Origin of the sequence: Methanosarcina spelaei, from assembly GCF_002287235.1 — an archaeon.
Lineage (GTDB): Archaea > Halobacteriota > Methanosarcinia > Methanosarcinales > Methanosarcinaceae > Methanosarcina > Methanosarcina spelaei.
This window is the reverse complement of the sequence record NZ_LMVP01000193.1, coordinates 1-3,051: the sequence shown is the minus strand read 5'-3', so window position 1 is coordinate 3,051 and position 3,051 is coordinate 1. Positions and strand designations below refer to the sequence as shown.

Annotated in this window: 2 protein-coding genes; both read left to right on the top strand. The window is 35.5% G+C overall.

Going from position 1 to position 3,051, the window contains the following annotated elements:
* The first annotated feature begins 168 nt into the window (after positions 1–168).
* Positions 169–942 carry an IS21-like element helper ATPase IstB gene (gene istB, locus ASJ81_RS10595; protein WP_095643032.1) on the top strand — a complete coding sequence of 258 codons (774 nt, stop codon included), beginning with the start codon at positions 169–171 and terminating at the stop codon, positions 940–942.
* A gap of 456 nt (positions 943–1,398) precedes the next feature.
* Positions 1,399–3,027 carry an IS1634 family transposase gene (locus ASJ81_RS10590; RefSeq protein WP_095644288.1) on the top strand — a complete coding sequence of 543 codons (1,629 nt, stop codon included), beginning with the start codon at positions 1,399–1,401 and terminating at the stop codon, positions 3,025–3,027.
* Positions 3,028–3,051: the final 24 nt, after the last annotated feature.

The following is a 3,051-nucleotide window of genomic DNA, read 5'->3' as shown; positions in this document are numbered from 1 at the left end:
TGGATCAAAAAAGAATAACAGGAGAAGGAAGTGAAGCCTGAACCGATGACCAATGAAAGAGAATTCAAAATACAGGAAGGATTCACAGATTCCATTGAAGTTCTCAGGTCCTGAAGTTGAAAAGAGGTCTCTTGATGTCTATGAAACATTTAGTGAAGGTGGTTTTGAATGAACAACTTCAGCTATGAAAGACTTCACACTAATCTGCAGTACTTGAAACTGAATACTATTGAAGAGCTTCTTGATAACTATCTTGAAATTGCTGCAAGGGACAGCAAGACAACAATGGAAGTCCTTGATTATCTGTTTGAACAGGAAAAGAAACACAGGGAAGCTGTTGCAGTTGAGAGAAGGATGAAAAGTGCAGTTTTTCCTGTTAAAAAGATGCTTGAAGAATTCGATTTTGAGTTTCAGTCATCTATTGATAAAAAAGTCATAGAAGACCTTGCAACGTTGAGATTTGTTCATAATGCAGAGAATATTGTTTTGCTCGGTCCTCCTGGAGTTGGAAAGTCTCATCTTGCAATTGCTCTTGGGATTGAAGCAGCAAAAGCAGGAATTTCGGTTTACTTTACCAATACAGGAAACCTTATTGATAGGTTGAAAATAGCAGATAGAGAAGGAATACTTGAAAAGAAGATCAGGGACTTGATGAAATTTAAAGTGTTGATAATTGATGAAATTGGATATCTCCCGTTTGATGAGGAAGGAGCTCACTGCCTATTTCAGCTAATCTCCAGACGTTATGAAAAGAGTTCAGTGATCTTGACATCGAATAAGTCATATGGAGAATGGGGAGAGATATTCAAGGACCATGTTATAGCGGCTGCTGTACTTGACAGGCTTCTCCATCATTGTACGACAATTAACATCAAAGGAGAAAGTTACAGGCTGAAAGAGAGAAAGAAACAGGGAATAAAAACAGGAAATCTGTACCAGTGATTTTGAGTGAATTCATGAAAAATTGAGTAAACTTTATATCAAAAGGTGAGGAATTTTAAACCGACCAATGTGGGGAAAATTAAATCGGCGTTGACAATTCTTTACTTTCTTCAATAATCAGTAGTTCTTATTAACTGAAATTCCGAATATCAGTACTAAAAAGCATTCAATATTTAGGCATTGTTGTGAATTTGTTGCAAATTCCCTTTAAATATAATGTACGAATTTTTATTGTAAAACCTGTATATGATAATTTTTGCTCTAGAACAAAAATGAATATTTCCATACGTTTTTGGGGTCAATATTTGGTCGTTTATGGGAACCTGCAGGAAATTTAACGACGTGAAGTATATTATACTGATAAGGAACAAAATTTATATGGACTATCATCCTAGATTCGGCAGGTAAACATATAAGTTAATATAATTATTCTCACATCTTTTTTCTTGATTTTCCATGGCAGACAAAAACAACAGTCGACTAGTCGAATCCTCAATAAAACGTACAAGATTTTTAGGTCACCTTGGTCTCATTGCTGGAGTTTTCCGAGAACTTGAAGTTGACAAACTGATCGATGAGAAACTCCCAAAGGAAAGGGATCACAAGATTCCTCACTCAGTCTGCATCCTTGCCATGGTACTCAATGGTCTTGGTTTCATAGGTCAACGTCTATACCTTTTTCCTGACTTTTTCAGGAATATTTCTATAGAAAGACTTTTTGGAGAAGGTGTAACACGAGAAGATCTGAATCAATATGCTATCGGAGAAACTCTTGACAGAATCGTAAAGTATGGTCCTACAAAACTGTTTACGGAAATTGTTCTTCACATTATGAATCGTCTACCTATTCCTGTCCATTGTTTACACGCTGACACTACAAGTGTCAGCGTTTATGGTGATTATCAAGACGAAGAAACGGAGTCTATTGATATCACTTTTGGAATTCCCAAAAACGGAAGATGGGATCTCAAACAATTTGTGCTAAGTTTGATTGTAAATCAGCATGGAATACCCCTTTTTATGAACACTCATTCAGGGAATGCTTCCGACAAAAGCACAATTCTGGAAGCAATAAAGTCTCTCAAATCAGCTTTAAGTCCTGAAAGCAAAGTGTACTATGTCGCTGATAGTTCCTTTTACACTGACAATAATATCAATAATATAGGAAAGTCATTCTGGATCAGTCGTGTTCCTGCAACAATTAATGAGGCAAAGGAACTGCTAACTGCAAATCTAAACCTGAAGCCACTGAAAAGCGATGAAAGATACTCATTTTATCAAACCTTTGTTGATTATGGGGGAGTCAAGCAAAAGTGGGTTTTGTTGCTTTCTCATAAAATGAAAGAAAAGAAAGAGATAACTCTCAGAAAGAAGCTTCAAAATGAACTTGAAAAAGCAGAAAAGTCGCTTAAAAAACTGGTAGGAGAGGACTTTTTCTGTGAAGAAGATGCATTAAAAGCAGCAGAAAAATGGATTGCAGATTTCCCTTCTATTGTGTTTGAAAAAGTAGATTTGAAAACCGTTAAAAAACGTGAAACAGGTAAAAGAGGCAGAATTTCTAAAGATGAGAAATTGAAGACATATTACAGGATTGAGGGGGTTATAAAGGTTAATGATGATTTTGTTTTAAAAGAAATGGAGAAAATGGGACTTTTCATTCTTGCAAGTAATGATATCAGTCTTTCTCCTGAAGAGATGCTGAAGTATTATAAAGGACAGGATAAAGTAGAAAAAGGATTCAGATTTTTGAAAAGTGATACCTTTAGCGTATCGAAGGTGTATCTCAAGAATAAATCAAGAATTGAAGCGTTGACAATGATAATGGTTCTCTGCTTGATGATTTATTCAATTGCGGAATGGAAATTAAGGACAAAATTAGAAGAAGAAAATGAAACGGTTCCAGATCAGAAAGGAAAACCAACAAAAAGACCGACAATGAGATGGATATTTTTCAAGTTTCAGGAAATTACAGAACTTATAACTCAGAAAAAAGGGAAAGCAAAGTCAGAAATTCTAAATATGGAAGAGATTCATTGGAAGATATTGAGTCTAATGGGAGAGGAATATGAAAATATATACCTCTAGTTGCGTTAACCTGCCGAAGCTAGG